Source organism: Streptomyces sp. NPDC005438, from assembly GCF_040606315.1.
Lineage (GTDB): Bacteria > Actinomycetota > Actinomycetes > Streptomycetales > Streptomycetaceae > Streptomyces.
The window spans coordinates 427,235-443,049 of the sequence record NZ_JBEXEP010000001.1 but is presented as its reverse complement, the minus strand read 5'-3'; the positions used below and the strand labels follow the sequence as shown (position 1 = coordinate 443,049).

At 71.5% G+C, this 15,815-nt stretch carries 11 protein-coding genes; 8 read left to right on the top strand and 3 right to left on the bottom strand.

Annotation, left to right across the window (positions count from 1 at the left end; translation table 11 throughout):
- The first annotated feature begins 64 nt into the window (after window positions 1-64).
- From ABZT14_RS01765 to ABZT14_RS01750, 4 genes are all read left to right on the top strand, one after another.
- The gene (locus ABZT14_RS01765; protein ID WP_356295378.1) at window positions 65-1,372 is read left to right on the top strand and encodes a molybdopterin-dependent oxidoreductase; all 1,308 of its coding nucleotides are present in this window, start codon (window positions 65-67) and stop codon (window positions 1,370-1,372) included.
- Complete coding sequence (locus ABZT14_RS01760) at window positions 1,369-1,926, top strand: hypothetical protein (protein ID WP_356295375.1); 558 nt, start codon at window positions 1,369-1,371, stop codon at window positions 1,924-1,926. Before ABZT14_RS01765 ends, ABZT14_RS01760 begins: the two co-directional genes overlap by 4 nt.
- Before the next feature lie 127 nt (window positions 1,927-2,053).
- Complete coding sequence (locus ABZT14_RS01755) at window positions 2,054-2,371, top strand: hypothetical protein (protein WP_356295372.1); 318 nt, start codon at window positions 2,054-2,056, stop codon at window positions 2,369-2,371.
- A 634-nt stretch (window positions 2,372-3,005) separates the two neighbouring features.
- Complete coding sequence (locus ABZT14_RS01750) at window positions 3,006-3,233, top strand: hypothetical protein (RefSeq protein WP_356295370.1); 228 nt, start codon at window positions 3,006-3,008, stop codon at window positions 3,231-3,233.
- Window positions 3,234-3,859: 626 nt separating this feature from the next.
- Here ABZT14_RS01750 and ABZT14_RS01745 read toward each other — a convergent pair.
- Window positions 3,860-5,020, bottom strand: a complete 1,161-nt coding sequence (locus ABZT14_RS01745) for an extracellular solute-binding protein (RefSeq protein WP_356295368.1) — start codon at window positions 5,018-5,020, stop codon at window positions 3,860-3,862.
- A 582-nt stretch (window positions 5,021-5,602) separates the two neighbouring features.
- Here ABZT14_RS01745 and ABZT14_RS01740 point away from each other — a divergent pair.
- Both ABZT14_RS01740 and ABZT14_RS01735 read left to right on the top strand, forming a co-directional pair.
- The gene (locus ABZT14_RS01740; RefSeq protein ID WP_356295365.1) at window positions 5,603-6,037 is read left to right on the top strand and encodes a hypothetical protein; all 435 of its coding nucleotides are present in this window, start codon (window positions 5,603-5,605) and stop codon (window positions 6,035-6,037) included.
- Between the two features lie 43 nt (window positions 6,038-6,080).
- Window positions 6,081-7,628, top strand: coding sequence for an ATP-dependent DNA ligase (locus ABZT14_RS01735; protein WP_356295363.1), 1,548 nt, complete (start codon window positions 6,081-6,083; stop codon window positions 7,626-7,628).
- A 3-nt stretch (window positions 7,629-7,631) separates the two neighbouring features.
- Here the strand turns inward: ABZT14_RS01735 and ABZT14_RS01730 are convergent, their stop codons facing one another.
- Window positions 7,632-10,109, bottom strand: coding sequence for an MFS transporter (locus ABZT14_RS01730; protein WP_356295360.1), 2,478 nt, complete (start codon window positions 10,107-10,109; stop codon window positions 7,632-7,634).
- A 223-nt stretch (window positions 10,110-10,332) separates the two neighbouring features.
- Complete coding sequence (locus tag ABZT14_RS01725; protein ID WP_356295357.1) at window positions 10,333-13,674, bottom strand: D-alanyl-D-alanine carboxypeptidase; 3,342 nt, start codon at window positions 13,672-13,674, stop codon at window positions 10,333-10,335.
- A gap of 217 nt (window positions 13,675-13,891) precedes the next feature.
- Between ABZT14_RS01725 and ABZT14_RS01720 the strand changes: the two genes are divergently transcribed.
- Window positions 13,892-14,632 carry a GPP34 family phosphoprotein gene (locus tag ABZT14_RS01720; protein WP_356295355.1) on the top strand — a complete coding sequence of 247 codons (741 nt, stop codon included), beginning with the start codon at window positions 13,892-13,894 and terminating at the stop codon, window positions 14,630-14,632.
- A 248-nt stretch (window positions 14,633-14,880) separates the two neighbouring features.
- Window positions 14,881-15,741 (top strand): helix-turn-helix transcriptional regulator, encoded by an 861-nt coding sequence (locus ABZT14_RS01715; RefSeq protein WP_356295353.1) that lies wholly within the window; start codon window positions 14,881-14,883, stop codon window positions 15,739-15,741.
- Window positions 15,742-15,815 lie beyond the last annotated feature (74 nt).

Here is a 15,815-nt window from a genome sequence, read left to right as displayed (position 1 = left end):
TCCGAACGGCACGCCCTAGCGTCGGCCCCAGCGCGGAACGGCGAGCGACGAGGCGGTACGGGACATGGGGCAGGGCGGGCGAAGGACACTGCGGCGACCCGACCCCCGCCAGCTGGCCCGCCTGTGGCGCAGCCCCCTGCGCGGCCCCTGGCTGACCTCCGTACTGGGCCTGGCCCTGCTGGTGGGCCTGCCGCTGGTGGCCGTCACGGGACTGCTGTCCTACGCGGCCTACAACCCCGACCTGCCGGGCAACGACCACACCCCGGACCGTGGGCTGCTGGGCCTCTACCTGTTCCCCTGGCCCACCCGCCCGGTGTGGCTCTACCGCCTCACCCAGGGGGTCCACGTGACCCTGGGAATCACCCTGGTCCCGGTACTGCTGGCCAAGCTGTGGTCGGTGATCCCCCGGCTGTTCGGCTGGCCACCGGTACGGTCCTGGGCCCACGGCCTGGAACGGCTGTCGTTGCTGTTGCTGGTGGGCGGCGCCCTCTTCGAGTTCGCGACCGGGCTGCTCAACGTGCAGCTGGAGTACCTGTTCCCGGGGTCGTTCTACCCCCTGCACTTCTACGGCGCCTGGGTCTTCCTCGCCGCCCTGCTGGCGCACGTCACCCTCCGACTGCCGCTCGCCGTACGGACCCTGCGCGACCGTGGCCTGCGCGCCCAGCTGTGCACCCCGACCTCACGCACCCGGCCCGAACCTCCCGACGACGGGCTGGTGTCCTCCGACCCCTCGGAGCCCACCCTGTCCCGTCGTGGCGCCCTGGCCGTGGTCGGCGCCGGTGCGGCCACCCTCTGCGCGGTGACCGTGGGCCAGAGCCTGGGCGACTCGGTACGGGGCACCGCCCTGTTCGCCCCACACGACCGGGCGCCCGCCCCGGGCGACTTCCCGGTCAACAAGACGGCCGCCTCGGTGGGCATCCGGCCCCGCGACGTCGGCGCGCACTGGCGGCTGACCGTACGCTCCGGGGCGCGCGAGGTGGCGCTCAGCCGGGCCGAACTGCTGCGGATGCCCCAGCACTCCGCCCACCTGCCGATCGCCTGCGTGGAGGGCTGGTCCACCTCCGACCAGCACTGGCGCGGGGTACGCCTGAGGGATCTGGCCGCCCTGGTGGGGCACGACCAGGACCCCCCGGGAGTGCTGGTGGAGTCCCTCCAGCGCCGGGGCGCCTTCCGCCGCGCGGCACTGCGGGACAACCAGGTGCGCGACCCGCTGTCACTGCTCGCCCTGGAGGTGAACGGCGCCCCGCTGAGCGCCGACCACGGCTATCCGGCGCGGGTGATCGTGCCCGCCCTGCCCGGGGTGCACAACACCAAGTGGGTCAGCCGACTCACCTTCGCCGGGCCGACCTCGACCTTCCGGGAGCGGGGATGACCCCGCGCCGCGCCCCGTGGCGTCCGGCCGGCGTACTCCGACGTCGCGCCCCCGGTACCGCCCCGGGGGTGGCCGGTCCCGGCATCGCCACCGCCTGGCGGATCCCGCTGCTCGCCCTGTCCCTCGCGGTCACCGGGTACGCGGGGGTACGGCTGCTCGCCGAGGACCCGCTGGGCGTCACCCTCTGGTGGGTGGGCGCCGCCCTGCTGCACGACCTGGTGGCCCTGCCCCTCTACAGCGCCCTGGACCGCCTCACCGCACGGGTCACCCGCACCCGCACCCCGCTGGGCCGCCGACTGTGGGGCACCCGTGGGTGGGTGAACCACGTACGGGTGCCCGCCCTGTTGTCCGGGTTGCTGCTGCTGGTGTGGGCACCCCTGATCGTGGGGCCGGCCACGCGCTACCAGGAGGTGACCGGGCTGTCCGCCGAGGTGTACGGGCGGCGCTGGCTGACGGTCACCCTGGCGCTGTTCCTGTGCTCCGGGCTCTGGTGGGCGGTGCGGTGCGCCCTCACCGCCCGGGCGGGAGACGAGGAGACGGACACGCCTGGCTGAGCCGGCGCCCCGACTCCCTTGCCGGTGGCGGGACTTGGGGCCGCTCCACTGCCACTTTCGGGTGACTCAGGACCTCTATGTCAGGGATCACGAGCCAACAGGAATCGAACAGATGTATGGTCGAAGGGTGGCGAACGAAGGCTTTCCCGAGGACCTGATCAGGGCGGAGCGTGAACGGCAGCGCATCTGCCAGGAGTTGGACCGGATCCCCCTGCGTCCGTACACCGACAGCACCGGCACGGAACACCGACCGAACCCCGACTGGACCTCCGAGCACCAGGAGAACGAGCACCGACTGCGCACCCGCCTGCGCGAGGTCGCCATCGAGGTGTCCATCCACCCGCACTGGGAGAGCCTCGACAGCGAAGTGGTGGCCGCCCGGATGAGGTTGAAGCGGCTGGTGCGCGAGGAGGAGCAGCGACAGACGGCCACCCAGGAAGGCTGAGCCCGCCCCCACGGAGTGCCCGACGGACGGGACGCGGCGCCCGCTTCGGGCACCCCCCGGGGAGGGGCACCCCGAGGGCGCGGACCCGGACCGAAGGGACCCGGGCCGCCCCGGCGAGGGCTCACCCATCCACAGGGGCCCGCCCACCAAGGCGTACCCCTGGAGGGGCGGCACGGGGAGGACCACCGAGCTGGGCCCGCCCCCTCGCGCACGGGTACGCGAGGGGTGGGAGTGGGGCCGGAAGCACCCACCGGCACGGTCGACACGGAACGCGGAACTGACCGCAGAGCACCCCGACCCTGCCGCAGTCGGCACGCGAGAACACCTCGCGTGGGCGCCGTTCGAGGCCCCGGCGTGCCCGCATCGACACCGTTCACCCACGCCCTGGGCTGCCTCCACAGGAGGTCCACATCACGTTCACCCGACGGAAGTTGAGGAAATTCGGCTCCTACACATCGGTAACCACGTAACCTTCCTCACTTTCTCGGACCACCAAAGCGGCACCGAGCCCGGAAATTCGGACGTTGAGGGGCGTTTGACCTGCCAATCTCTACGCTGTGTTCACTATCGGCCACGTTCCGTCGAGGCGTGAAACCGACTGCCAGTTGTCCGTGGGTGGGCCTAGCCTTGTCTTATGTCCACTCCCACTCCGCTCCACGACGCCGCTTCGGCGAACGAGGCGATCCGTCGCTTCGTCGCTGGCCGGCGCGTGTGGACGCCCACCGATCTCGCCGAGTTGGACCGCCTGCGCGCGGTCTGGCAGCGCGCGGTGGAGCGTGAGGAGAAGCAGGCCCAGGCCGTTGAGGAGCGAGAGACCCACCCGCCGGAACCACTCCGCCCGGGAGTCATACCCGCCGCCTGAGCCCGTTGCCGACCCCACCGGGGACGTCGCGTCGAAGCCAGCGGACCGCCCGAGGAAGCCCACGCCACCGCGTGGCCCCTGCCTCTCGGCGCCCGCCACGGTTCACCAGCGCCCGCATCCCGGGCCCCGGAACCCGGCGTCCCGAACCGGTCGGCACCCCAGCCTCACACTCACCGTACGCACGACCCCTGACCCGCCGCTGAGGCGGGCCCGACCGCGTACCACCTCCGCCCCGACCGGGGCGGAGATCCCCGACACCGCCCGAACTCCCGTCCGCGGTACGGAGCCTGCGCCCGAACGGGCCGCACGGCGACGCCCCCGTGAAGGAACCGTGACGCCCCGAGTCACCGAGGGCTGCCACCCGGGCACCGACAGCGCCTCACCGGCAACCACGGAGCACCCGCGCCCACCGGCGCGGGTGCTCCGTACGTACCGGGTCACGTCGGGTCAGCGAACGGGTCCGGGAGTCGACGCGGGAGGGCGAGGGCGGAGGAACTCCCGTACGGCCACCGAGGCGAGGCGCGACAGGCCCACTCGTGCGCCTCGACGCCGACGGCACCCGCCACCGAGGCGAGGCGCGGTACGGGGCGTGGCACCCGGGCCTTGTGGTGGTCCGCCCCAGGCCCCTAACGGCCGGTGGTCTGCTCCGCTTCCATGGCACGCTGCTGGATCTTCGACAGGGCCCCCTTCGGGTCCCCGTCACCGCCCACCGCCTGGCCGATCTCCTTGCGGAGCGTCTCCAGCGTGGGCTTCCAGGTCCGCTTGTTCATGGGGTAGAACCTCGCCGTCTCCAGGCTGCGGAAGAAGCGCCCGAGTTCCTTGCCCTTCTTCCCGGTCCGCATCGCGTCGGAGGCGGCGGTGGTGACCGGCATCACCTCGTGCTGCTCGGCGTACTCCCTGACGTTCGCGTCCCGGTAGAGGTAGTCGAGGAAGGTACGGATCTCCTCGCGGTGGCCGTTCTGCTTGAAGGCCATCATCCACTCCACGGTGGCGGCGGTCACCGTCATCGGGCCGGACCGCCCGGGCGGGATGGCCAGACCACAGTCGATGCCCTTCTCCCGGGCCCGACGGGCCAGGGAGGAGTCACCGTTGATCATCGCGACGTCCCCCTCCAGGAAGCTCTGGAAGGCGACCTCGTCGTTGATGACGCCCGGCTCCTGGTAACTCAGCCCCTCCTTGACCAGGTTCTTCTGGAGCCAGTCGAAGGTGCTGATGTTGCTGGGCGAGTTGATGACGTAGGTACCGGAACTGTCGGTGTAACCGCCCCCGCCGCTCAGCAGCCAGCTGAGGGCCTGGCCCTCGGGAGCGGCGTCGCCCAGCGGCAGCCCGTAGGGCGTGCGCACCCCGGCGTCCTTCAACTTGGCGGCGTGTCCGCGCAGTTCCTTCCAGGTGGACGGCGCCTCCTTCAGACCCGCCTTGTCGAACAGCCGGGTGTTGTAGAGGAACATCCGGGTGTTGGCGCTGAACGGCAGCCCGAACTGCTGCCGTTGCACACTGCCGGCGTCGGCCAGCGAGGTGGTGAACGCCGCCTGGGTGCGGGTGGAGGTCACCTGTTCCGCCGTGTAGAGCTCGCCACGGTGGGCGGGTTCCACGTAGGAACCGCCCTGCACCAGGTCGGGGAGGTCCTTGGCGCGCTGGAGGTTGCGCACCTCGGCGTCGATCGCCGCCTGCGGGTGGATCGTCACCTCGACCTTGATGTCGGGGTGCCTCTTGGTGAACTCGGCGGTGAGCTTGTCCCAGTAGCGCTGGGTGGTAGCGACCGACTGCTCGTCCTGTGAGGCGGCCATCAGCTCAAGGGTGGTGCCGGATGAGGATTCTGCTTGCGCCCCACAGCCGGTGAGGGCCGTTCCCGCGAGGAGTAGGCACCCCATCGCCAACGGACCCAGTTGTCGCTGCCCCACGTTCTCCCTCTCGTCCACGCCCACGCCTGTGCCGGGCGCCCTGTGACGCGAAGTGTCTCCCCGACACGCCCCGTGGCCGATGGCGGGGTGCGTATCACTTCGGTTGCAGAGGTCACGTTCCTGCCCCTGTCATGGGGCCGTCAAATGCCACAACTACCCGCGAAACAGCGGTCGTTGTTCCCTCCCATCACAGCTGACCCACCCTCCGGCACGGAGGGTTTCCCCAAGCTCAGCGCCCTTTCCGACAGGTTCCGTTTACCCTCCGGCCACCTCTCCCCGGGCAACTGACAGCCCATCGGACATTCCCGTGACAGGACGACGGACTGGCGAGAAACAGGCGGTACTGTCGCGCCATCGCCGACGCCGGCACCGCCGAACGGGCCTGACCAGCCCGGACGGTGACCGCCGTCACCGCACCCGACGGCGCACTCCCGTAGCCAGCCTTCCGCACTCGGAGGTCCGTGACCCATGGCACCGTCCACCACCACCGTGCCCCCGCAACAAGACGCCCTGTTGCGGGAGATCACCCAGCTCCTCACCGACGCCCTGCCGGAGCGGTGGCACCAACTGCTCATCGACTACCGGCAGTTGGGGCGGCACATGAACCTGGCGGTCGGACTGCGGCGCACCGCCGAGGCCGAACTGGAACTGTGGGAGCCGCCGATCGCCGTCTGGCGGCTGTTCCAGATGCTGCGCCACGGGATGTACGACGACCAGCGGGGCACCTGGTTCTCCGCCCGGTACACCCTCGACCACCGGGGCGACTACGACATCCGCTACAACCACCATCGCCGCCCGACCTGGGGCAGCCCCACGGCGGAGGACTTCCGGCAGGAGCTGGAGCGCTACCCCCGGGCCCCGGAGCACCAGCCGGACTGGTTCCGCACGGGGCTGGACGGCTGAGCAGCGGCTGCGCTTCCCGGCGTCCCCGGCGAGGATGAGGGACATGTTGTTGGCCGACCTCGCACAGACCTCGGCCCGGGTCGCCGCCACCCGGTCCCGTACCGCCAAGGTGGCCGAGCTGGCCGAGCTGCTCCGCCGGGCCGACCCCGAGGAGTCGCCGGTGGTCGCCGGCTACCTGGCCGGGCGCCTCCCCCAGCGGCGTACCGGGGTGGGGTGGCGGGCCCTCAGCGAACGCCCTCCACCGGCGGCCGAACCGACGCTGACCGTGGCTGAGACCGATCGCTTCCTGGAAGCCCTGTCCCAGGTGTCTGGTAAGGGCGCCCAGGAGAGGCGGCGGGCCCTGCTGGCCGAACTGCTGGGTACCGCCACCGAGCCGGAACAGGACTTCCTGGTACGCCTGATCGGCGGCGAACTGCGCCAGGGAGCACTGGACGCCCTGGCGGTGGAGGGGCTGGCCGAGGCCGTCGGGGTGCCACCGGACGAGGTGCGCCGGGCGGTGATGCTGGGCGGCTCCCTGGGCGAGGTGGCCCGCGCGCTGCTGCGGGAGGGCGCGCCGGCGCTGGAGCGGTTCCGGCTCCAGGTGGGGCGGCCGGTCCAGCCCATGCTGGCCCAGACGGCCCGTACCGTCGCCGAGGCCCTGGACCGGCTGGGTCCCAGCGCCATCGAGGAGAAGCTCGACGGCGTACGGGTGCAGGCGCACCGACAGGGCGAGACGGTGCGGATCTACACCCGCACCCTGGACGAGATCACCGACCGCCTGCCCGAAGTGGTCGAGGCGGTACGGGAGTTGCCGGCCGAGTCGCTGGTCCTGGACGGCGAGGTGATCGCCCTGGGTGAGGACGGGCGCCCCCACGCCTTCCAGGACATCGCCAGCCGGGTCGGCTCCCGGCTGGACGTGGCCTCCGCCCAGCGGACCCTGCCCCTGTCAGCGGTCTTCTTCGACCTGCTCAACCTGGACGGGCGGGACCTGCTCCAGGAGCCGGCCCGGTCCCGGCACACCGAGCTGGCCCGCCTGCTGCCGGAGCGGCTGCGCATCCGGCACATGGTGGTCGAGGCCGTACAGGACGAGCAGGCCCGGGCGGCGGCCGAGGACTTCGCCGAGGGCTGTCTGGCCCGGGGCCACGAGGGGGTCATGCTCAAGTCCCTCGACTCCGACTACCGCGCCGGCCGACGCGGCGCCTCCTGGCTGAAGGTGAAGCCGGTCCACACCCTGGACCTGGTGGTGCTGGGCGCCGAGTGGGGCCATGGCCGGCGCACCGGCAAGCTGTCCAACCTGCACCTGGGTGCCCGGGCCGAGGACGGTTCCTGGGCGATGCTGGGCAAGACCTTCAAGGGGCTGACCGACGTACTGCTGGACTGGCAGACCCGACGGCTGCCCGAGCTGGCGAGCGACGAACACCCCTGGGGGCTTCGCGTGCGGCCGGAGCTGGTGGTGGAGATCGCCTTCGACGGGGTGCAGCGCTCCACCCGCTATCCAGCCGGGGTCACCCTGCGGTTCGCCCGGGTGCTCCGCTACCGAGAGGACCTCACCCCGGAGGACGCCGACAGTGTGGAGGCGGTACGCCGCCACCTGCCGGGAGGGGGCGGCTGATCCCTACTCCGGGGGGCAGCTCGTTCCCCGGTTGAGGCCGTACGGGGCGGCGAGGCGGTACACCCCCGGGGCCGGCGCCTCCAGGGTGGTCCAGGTGTCGGTGGGCGGATCGTCCTCGGAGTCCGGGGTGGGGGAACCCCCGGGCCTGGGCGGCGCCTTGCGCAGACAGCCGTGCTCGTTGTCCTCCATCCGCTCCGGCGGGGGCAGCCGCTTCCCCTTCTCGTCCACCACGCTCAGCCAGGGGGACCAGGGGATGCGCACCAGCACCGAGCCGGGCTCACGCAGGGTGACGGTGACCATGTCGGCGTCCGCCTCGGCCTTCTTCGCCGGGTACTCCGCGAGCGGCAGCGGGTCGGCCACCTTGAACAGCTTCCAGTTGCGGTCCGACCACACCTCCTGGAGGTACGGCTGCCCGGCGGCCACCAGTCGGGCCTCCTCCTTGCCGGCCACGTCAGGGTCGTCGGACGGCAACACCACGTAACGAACCGCCCACCGCCGCAGCCACTCGTGGTAACTGTCCGGGGTCAGCAGCTTGGAGTCGTAGAAGATGGGGTTACGCTCCGCGTCCGCCTGCCGGTTCCAGCCCCGCGCCAGGTTCACGTGGGGGGAGAGCGCCGACGCCTCCCGGTGACTGCTGACCGGTACCACCTCGACCCGTCCCTGGTGGACGTCCCTGCGCTTGAGTTCGTGCAGCAGGGGTGCCAGTTCCCGCGCCCAGGAGGCGTCCGGGGTGGTCATCACCACGTCCCAGGTGGGCTTGCCGATCTGCCAGCCGGCGGCCACCACGAACGCGGTCAGCAGGGCCACGCCCCGACGGGAACGCAGGGTCACCAACGGCAGCACGCAGAGCAGGACCACACCGCCGAGCAGCAGCCCCATCCGCTCCACGTTGGAACCCACCTGGGAGGGGATCAGCCAGGTCAGCAGGGTGCCCAGGGCGTAGATGGCGGTACCCACCCGCACGATGCGCCAGGAACGGGGAGTGCTCAGATAGATGCCGAGGGTGATCGCCAGGGTGAAACCGAGCGAGACCAGAGGCATCGGCATGATGCCGGTGAACGGGAAGATCAGGGCCGAGCCGGCGACCACCAGCGGGGGGCTCACGGCCACCGCGTAGGCCGCCTGCCGTCGCCCGCACAGGAACAGCGAGGCCGCGACCACTTCGAGGAACAGCCCGGCCACCGGACTTCCGGCGGTGGCCAGCGCGGAGAACAGCACCACCAGCCCGGCCCGGAACCAGCGGGCCTGGAGGTAGCGGCGCCGGGGCCCGGGGCTGAACCGCCACCGCTCCGGCCAGGCCCAGATGACGGCGGCGGCGGCCAGCGCGAACAGGGTGCCCACGGCGAAGGTGACCCGGCCGGAGAAGGCGTTGCAGCTGATCGCGAAGGCGCCCCAGAGCGCCGGCCACAGGGGCTGGGCCACCGCCCGTCCCCCACCGGGGACGCGTGCCCGCACCAGGATCAGCGCCAGTATCCCGGCGGCCGGCACCCCGGCGATCACCATGGTGCTGCGGACCCCGAGGACCGCCATCAGGTAGGGCGAGATGACGCTGTAGGAGACCGGGTGCATCCCCCCGTACCAGGCCAGGTTGTACGCCGAGTCGGGATGCTTGCTGACGAACTCCGCCCAGGCGTCCTGGGCTGCCAGGTCACCGCCGCTGGAGGCGAACACCCACAGCCACAGGGCGTGCAGCACTCCCGCTACCAGCATGGACGCCGGCACCGGGTGGGCCAGCACCTGGAGCCAGGGGGGCCAGCGGCGTACGAAGTCGGGCTGCCCCTGGGGCAGGACGCGTTCCTCGGGCGCTATCGAGGCGATGAAGCCCTCGGCCTCCGGGGGTTTTCCTTCGGCGTCCGGTGAGCCGTCCTCCGACGGGTCACGGTCGCCCACCTCGCTGGCCGAGGAGCCCTCGGCCTTGGAGGCACCCTTGGCCTCCCGGGCGGGCGGGGAGTCCTCGGCCTCGGGGGCCGGTTCCTTGGTCGCCGGGTCCTTGGCGCCCTCGGCGTCGGGGGCTTCCGCGTCGGGAGCCCGGTCCGGGGCGTCCTCCGCCCGGGAGGCGTCCTTGGTGGCGTCCTCGGGGGCGTCCTTGGTCTCGCTGGCCGGTTCCGTGGTCACCGGGTCAGGGGAGCCCTGGGGGCCGCCGGGGGAAGCGCCAGAGGCAGAACCGGGGGCGCCCTTCGCGGGCTCGGTCCCGTCAACCGGGTCCGAGCCCGGCCCGTCAGGGGTCCTGCCCACGGGGCCGCCCACCTCGGTGTCCCTGACCTCACCGTCGGAAGCCTGGTCCGGGGCGCCCTCCGCCTGGGAGACGTCCTCGGTGGATTCCTCGGTGGTTTCCTCGGTGATGTTCTGGACCTTGGGGGGCCGGGAGGGCCCGTCCGCTTCGGTGGCCCTCGCCACGGGTGCCCGCTCTTCCTCCCGTTGGTCCGGCAACGGGGTGGGTTCGCTCCCGTCCGGCGCAGGCGAGGGCTGCACGGTGGTCACGCGGGCACTTCCCCCTGGCTCGGCTCCGACCGTTCCGCGATCCGCGCTGAACGCCGAAGGGTGTGGTCGACGGCTGGTCGGGCTGCCCCGCGCATCCGTCGTCTTCTTGACGCCCCGACGCTACCGGACACCCCGGCCGACGGTACGGGGCTCCTGACCTTCCCAGCCACCGGTATACGTGAGCGCCGGGGTACGGGCGGCCTGCCGCACCCCGGCGGAACAGCTACAGCACCCGCGTGAGCTTGGCCCCGAAGCCCGGCTTCTCCAGCTTCTTCTGCAAGGCCACCGGCACCCTGACCTGGCCCGCGCCCTTGCCGACCGTGACATGGCCGACGCGTTCACCGGCCTCGGCCTCACCGGGCACCCCGTCCTTGGCCCCGTCCATCTCCAACCGGACCCGGAGGCCCGGCCATCCGACGGCCTTGACGTCCCGGGTGGCCACCACCGGGGTGGTGCCGCCCACACCGTCGTCCACGTCGCCGACCACCTGGCCCTTCTTGATCACGGTGCGCGCGATCAGGGCGGCCTGGGCGGCGTCCATCAGCTTCTTGCTGTTGTTCAGCACGGTGTCGATGATCGGCGGCACGTGCTGGCCGAGCATGGCGCCCACGATCAGCTGCCGCGTACCGTTCACCTCCCGCTCGGCGGCGAACAGCAGGTTGCCGCCGGCCTTGGTGGTGGTGCCGGTCTTGATGCCCACCACCCCGTCGAACGGGACCAGGTTGTTCCAGTTGCGGTGCTGGTCGCCCTTGCTGTCCTTGTACGAGGGCATCCGCACCACCTCACGGAACAGCGGGTCACGCATCGCCTCCTTGCCCAGCTTGACCTGGTCGGCGGCGGTACTGACGGTCTGGGCGCGCAGCCCGCTGGGGTCGGTGTAGGTGGTGTTGGTCATGCCGAGTTCCTTGGCGGCGTCGTTCATCTTCTGCACGAACCGCTTCTCGGAGCCCTTGCTGTCCCAACGCGCCAGCAGGCGGGCGATGTTGTTGGCGGAGGCGATCATCACGGCTTCGATCGCCTCTCGCTGGGTGATCACGTCACCCTCCTTGACGTCCACCGTGGACTCGTTCTGGGCGCTGAGCCCCGCGTCCTTCTCGGCCTTCCGGTCCACCTTGATCTTGTCGCCCTCCTTCCCCGGCTTGACCGGGTGGTCGCGAAGGATCACGTAGGCGGTCATCACCTTGGCCACACTGGCGATCGGCACCGGCTTCTGTTTGCCGTACGAGCCCAGCGACCCCAGCCCGTCCACGTCCACCACGGCCTGCCCCTCGGACGGCCAGGGCATGGACGGTTTGCCGCCCTCGAAGGTGTACGTCTCCGAGGCGGTCAGGTTCAGCTCGGGTTCGGGCAACGGACGCACCAGCTGGGCGACCACGAACAGTACGACCACCAGCAGGACCAGCGGCGACCAGATCTTCACCCGGCGCAGCACCATCCGCACCGGGGTCTCCGGTGGCGGCGGGCGGTTGGTCAGCTGGGCCAGCAGGTCCAGCGGCGGCGGGTCGGGCACCGGCTGCTGGCGGGTGCGCTCCGGCTCACTCAGCGACGCCGGCGCCTCGGCCCCCTCCTCGGGCAGCGCCCCGGGAGCGGAGGCGGGCTTCGGGGGGAGGCCCTGCGGCATCGGCGGGGCGGCGTCGGAGCGCAGCGGCACATAGGTACTGGACCCCGCCTCCCCCTTGCCGGAGTCCGGGGTCTTCCCCGTACTCCCCGGTGCGGTGGGCGGCATGGGCGGTACGACCGCACCGCCCTTGCCCCGGGCGTCGCCGTCGGTGGGGGCGGGGGCCTTGGCGGCGTCGGCCGCCGGGCTCTCCCCGGCATCCTTCCCGGGCTTCCCGGGCTTCCCGGCCTTCTCGGGCTCGGCGTCCTTGGTGTCCCCGGCGGCCCCGGTGTCTCCGTCGGCCTTGTCGCGCTCACCCTCGGCGGGGGTGGTGGCCGGTCCGCCCTTGTCCTCCCGGGGCTTCGCCCCCGGGGCGGCCTTCGGCTCCTTGGCGTCCTGATCGGTCTCGCCCGCCTTGCCGTCCCCACCGCTGGGGGCCGCCTCGGCGCTCCCGGCATCCTTGGCTTCCTCGGTGTCCTTGGCGCCCTCGTCCGTGAGGGAGCGGTCGGCGTCCGGGGCGGGAGCCCCGGTGTCCTCGGGCTTCTCCCGGGCCTCTTCCTCGGGCTTCCCTGCGGCCTTCTCCTCGGGCTCCACCGAGGGGCTGCGGAACACCGCCGTCGCCTGGTCCACGTCCGAGCCCTCGCGGGTACGGCGACGCTCCTCCTCGGTCAGCCGGGTACCGAAGACTGCCGTGGTGTCGTCGCCGGAACCCTTCCGTTCCCGGTCCTGCCGAGGCTTCTCGGTCTTCCCACGAGCTGGCTTGTTCTGGCCCTTGTCCCCCGGGTCTCCGGCAGGCGTCCCCGAGGCCTTCGCCGGGTCCTCGCCGGCCGTGGTCTCGCCGCTGTCCTCGGGCTTCGACGGCGAGGGCGAACTCCCCGCCGCCTCCGGAGACTTGGCGTCCTCACTTGGCCGCAAATCGTCTTGATCTCGCCCCTCGGCCTCTTCGGCCCTGGACGCCTCCTCGGCCTTCCGGGCGGAACGCCTGCCGGGCCCGAAGAAGGCGGCGGTCAACTGGTCGGCCCGGCGCGTGGCTTCCGCCTCGACATCCTCGTCGTCCTCGTCGGCGAGCCCGCCCTTCCCCTCGGCGGAGTCGTCCCGGGAACCCCCGGAGCGGGGCACCCCGAAGACGGCCGTGGGCTGGTCCCCCTTCGCCTCGCCCCCGGCGGGCTTGGGGCGTACCGGAAGATCCGAGTCAGCGCTGTCAGCGCTGTCAGCGCCGTCGCCGCCCTCTTCCGAGGAGGGGGTGGGCTCCTCGGCGCCGGCCTCCGGCTTCTCCTCGGAAGCGGGCTCGGAGGACTCGGGGGCGGCGTCCGAGGAGGGTGAGTCGCCCTCCTTCAGGGAGGGTTCCTCTCCCTGCTTTCCGCCGGCCACCCAGGCGGCCACGGCGGCCTTCAGTCGCTGGTCCCCCTCGCCGTCGTCCACCGAGGGGGCGGACGGGGAAGCGGTCTCGTCGGTCCCGGAGGGCGCTGGAGGCTCGGTGGCCTGGGGGTTCTTCGTCTTCCTGCCCGTTTTCGCGCCCTGCGCGGTCTTCCCGGTCCGGGTGCCCCCGGCCGCCTTCGAGGCCTTGCCCGTCTTCGGGCCCTTCGGGCCGCCACCGGAGCGCTTCGTGCCCTTCGTGCCGCGTGCGGCCTTCGGACTCTTCGCCTCCGGTGCCGGCTTGGCGCCCTCGTCGGACTTCCCGGCCGCCTCGCCCACCTGGGCGGACGTCGAACCGCCTTCGCCCTCAGGGGAGTTGGCGCCGTCCTCGCGCGTACCGTCGCCGTCGACCGCCTTGGTCACGTCGGACTCCTCGCCGGAGTCGGCGACCACAGCCAGCCGGGGATCCATAGATGACTTCTCAGCCGTTTCGCTGGACTTGTCCGCCTGGCCCCCGGAGGCGGAATTCGATGGCGGAACCACCCGGCCGAGATCGGTCGTCTTGTCCGACGACGTCTCCCGCTGCTGCTTGTCGGGGGATTTGCCCGCCACCTGCGCCTCCTGAAGCCTTGATCTCACCCTTGGACCAACCAACCAACAGTGTCCGTCTTCGCGTCAGTCTCCCGTAAAAGCCTTGGCCGAAATCTTGCGGCCCTTCCAAAAGACGAGAAGGACATATCTATCGGTTCCCTCACATATAGATCACGCACTCTCGACAGACCTATGTGAGAGGGGTCACCCTGTTGCCCATCCACGCGGGGAGGCATGGATGGGCAGGAGCCGTAGAACAATTCCGGAAGAGCTACTACTGCTCGCCCTGGACCCGACCACGGGCACCACGGCGCAACCACAGTCGCTCGACCTAGGCCTGGCCGGGGCCCAGCTAGTAGAGCTGGCGCTGGCCGGACGGATAGCCCCGGACGGGGACCGTATAGCCGTGGTGCTGCCACGGCCGACCGGAGATCCGACGCTGGACTCCGCGCTCGAACTGCTGCGACGTCGCGGCAGTCCGGTGCGCGCCGTCCACTGGATAGGCGGCCCCAGGTTGGGGCTCCGTCAGACGTATCTCACACATCTGGAACGCTGTGGAATGGTTCACGCCGTATCCAGCCAGATGTGCGGAGTGCTTCCGACGACGCGCTACCAGGCGACGGACACGGCGATCAGCCGGGAGATCAGGGCCCGGCTGGACAACGCGATCCGCACCGGCGTACCGCCGGATCCACGGACCGCGGCACTCGCCGCACTGGCCCACGCCGTGGGCCTGGGCAAACACCTCTACCCGGGCAACGAGGGGCGGTCCTGCCGCTCCCGACTCCGGGACCTGATCCGACACGACCCCATGGGCGGCCTGGTCGCACACGCCGTGATGGACGTGCAGAACGGCGTGGCCGCGCAGTCACGGCGCGCCCCGGCCAAGCCGGCACGTACCACCCGCCCCTCGGTCACCACACGGGCGTCCCGCCCGCTGGCCGAGGCGTCCCGGGCCGGGAGCATGGCCCGCGCCTGAGCGGGAACAGGTCGCGCGCCCGCGCGGACTGACCGCCCGGGCGCGCGGATCGAAGGATCGTACGGATCGCCCCTCACCGCCGGGCCGGTGTCCGAGGTCGGACACCGGGCACCGGCCGTTCCGGCATGTCCGGCGCGGGCCGGTCCGCACGGGAGATTCGGGCCCATCCCTCGCGAAACCCCAACGCGAACACCCACCGTGATGGCAACCTGCCTATACGCAGTCCCATCACCGGAGGGGGAGTTCTCGTGGCGTCCCAGGTCAATCCCACGGTCAGGCGACGGAGGTTGGGGCAGGAGCTGCGCCGACTCCGCGAACAACGGGGCATGACCGCCGAGGAGGTGGCCGACCGGCTCCTGGTGTCCCAGTCGAAGATCAGCCGACTGGAGAACGGTCGACGCAGCATCTCCCAGCGTGACGTGCGGGACCTGTGCGGGGTGTACGAGGTGGAGGACCGCCTCATAGTCGACTCGCTGATGCAGATGGCCAAGGAGTCCCGTCAGCAGGGCTGGTGGCACGCCTTCGGGGAGATCCCGTACAGCGTCTACATCGGCCTGGAGACCGACGCCGCCTCGCTGCGGGTGTACGAACCCCAGGTGGTGCCCGGACTGTTGCAGACCCGCCCCTACGCCCAGGCCGTGGTGACCGGCGCGCTGCCGGAGGCCACCACGGACGCGGTGGAGAAGCGGGTGCAGGTGCGGATGCGGCGGCAGGAACGCGTGGTGGACACCGTCCAACCACTGCGGCTGTGGGTGGTGCTGGACGAGGCGGCGCTGCGCCGCGAGGTGGGCGGGCCGGCGACCATGCTGGAGCAGCTGGGCCACCTGCGGGACATGTCGCAGCTGCCCCATGTGACGGTGCAGGTGATGCCGTTCTCGATGGGCGCCCACCCCGGGGTCAACGGGCAGTACGCCATCCTGGAGTTCCCCGAGGCGAGCGACTCCACGGTGGTGTACCTGGAGGGGGTCACCAGCGACCTGTACCTGGAGAAGGCCAACGACGTACAGAGCTACAGCGTGATGTACGAGCATCTGCGGGCCCAGGCACTCAATCCCGACCAGAGCCGCGAGTTCATCGAAAACGTGGCGAAAGGTTACGCCCGCAGTTGAGGACGAGAACCCTACCGCGCCGCTCCAGGCCAGGTGAAGAGACCGAGGGGATACGCCATCCGGTCGAGTGAACG

Excerpts from the sequence above, each read along its gene's own strand:
- ABZT14_RS01740 (WP_356295365.1), top strand. The coding sequence starts at position 5,603 with ATGGCACCGTCCACCACCACCGTGCCCCCGCAACAAGACGCCCTGTTG.
- ABZT14_RS01745 (WP_356295368.1), bottom strand. The coding sequence starts at position 5,020 with ATGGCCGCCTCACAGGACGAGCAGTCGGTCGCTACCACCCAGCGCTAC.
- ABZT14_RS01765 (WP_356295378.1), top strand. The coding sequence starts at position 65 with ATGGGGCAGGGCGGGCGAAGGACACTGCGGCGACCCGACCCCCGCCAG.
- ABZT14_RS01720 (WP_356295355.1), top strand. The coding sequence starts at position 13,892 with ATGGGCAGGAGCCGTAGAACAATTCCGGAAGAGCTACTACTGCTCGCC.
- ABZT14_RS01750 (WP_356295370.1), top strand. The coding sequence starts at position 3,006 with ATGTCCACTCCCACTCCGCTCCACGACGCCGCTTCGGCGAACGAGGCG.
- ABZT14_RS01760 (WP_356295375.1), top strand. The coding sequence starts at position 1,369 with ATGACCCCGCGCCGCGCCCCGTGGCGTCCGGCCGGCGTACTCCGACGT.
- ABZT14_RS01735 (WP_356295363.1), top strand. The coding sequence starts at position 6,081 with ATGTTGTTGGCCGACCTCGCACAGACCTCGGCCCGGGTCGCCGCCACC.